2 protein-coding genes are annotated in these 1,215 nt (G+C 29.1%); both read left to right on the top strand.

Translation table 11 applies throughout. From position 1 onward, the window contains the following. Nucleotides 1-313 (top strand): dTDP-4-dehydrorhamnose 3,5-epimerase (gene rfbC / locus ACESQI_RS24090; RefSeq protein ID WP_373127375.1); only part of this gene is annotated, 313 nt, incomplete at its 5' end. Next, the coding region (locus ACESQI_RS24085; RefSeq protein WP_373127373.1) for an acyltransferase family protein at nucleotides 313-1,215 on the top strand (903 nt) is incomplete at its 3' end. The genes rfbC and ACESQI_RS24085, both read left to right, overlap by 1 nt.

Here is a 1,215-nt window from a genome sequence, read left to right as displayed (position 1 = left end):
AGTACTGGATGTTGCCGTAGATATCCGCAAAGGTTCCCCTACTTTCGGACAGCATGTGGCTGTGGAATTGACGGAGGGAAACCATCGCCAGTTTTTTATACCCCGTGGATTTGCACATGGGTTTAGTGTATTGAGCGAAGAGGTTATTTTCCAATATAAATGTGATGAGTTTTATCATCCGGAAGCGGAAGGAGCAATAGCCTGGAATGATGCGGAGCTGGGGATTGATTGGAAGATACCTTTAGAGAAAGTTTTAGTAAGTGAGAAAGATAGTAAACATCTGAGATTGAAAAACATTAATGATTTATATTGATGAAACAGAGAATCTTATCTGTTGATTTTGTGAAATTTATATCAATATTTTTGGTAGTATGGTGTCATGTAATAGAAGGGATTGATACAGATGGTTTTTGGCAAAATTCTGTTCATCATGTGATTTATTCTTTTCATATGCCTTTGTTTATGTTGTTAAGTGGTTATTTTTCTTATTCATCATTAAATAAAAATTGGAAAGAAATATTTGTTTCTAAATTCTGTCAATTAATATTGCCGACTTTTTTATTTTACATAATACAAGAGTTTATATTGTATTCTTTATCATTTACGTTACATATATCTCATACCTATGAACCACCATTTAACGCTTTTTGGTTTCTTAAATGTTTATTTTTGTGTTACATAATACTTTATTTATCTTTGAAATTTAAGATTTTGTTGGTAAGTGTTATTGTATTGACTCTATTTCCTTATATTCCTTGGTTAGTATCTTTTATGTATCCTTATTTTGTTCTAGGATATTTGACACATAAAATAGAAAGTAAATATCATTTTCTGAAAAAGTATGTATGGATTTCGATACCATTCTTTGCATTTTGTTTATACTTTTGGGATAGTGAGTATACAATCTATAACACTCCAATAAAAATTATTGATTATAGAACAGGGACATTTGATATAAATAATTTATATGTTACTTTTTATCGATTTTTCATTGGTCTTTTAGGTAGTCTTTCTGTCTACTTTGTTATTGTTAAAATCTATTCTTCTATAAAGAACTTACACATCGTTCATTGGATGACGAGTTATGGAATGTATACAATGGGAATATATTTGATTCATGTTATATTAGTAAAAGTACTAAAACTTATATTTAATTTTTCGAGGATGGATGAAATTTATATTGATTTGATAAGCCTAATACTTTCAATTTTCTTT

Source organism: Bacteroides sp. HPS0048 (assembly GCF_964240755.1).
GTDB lineage: Bacteria > Bacteroidota > Bacteroidia > Bacteroidales > Bacteroidaceae > Bacteroides > Bacteroides nordii.
This window is presented reverse-complemented; position numbering and strand designations above follow the sequence as displayed.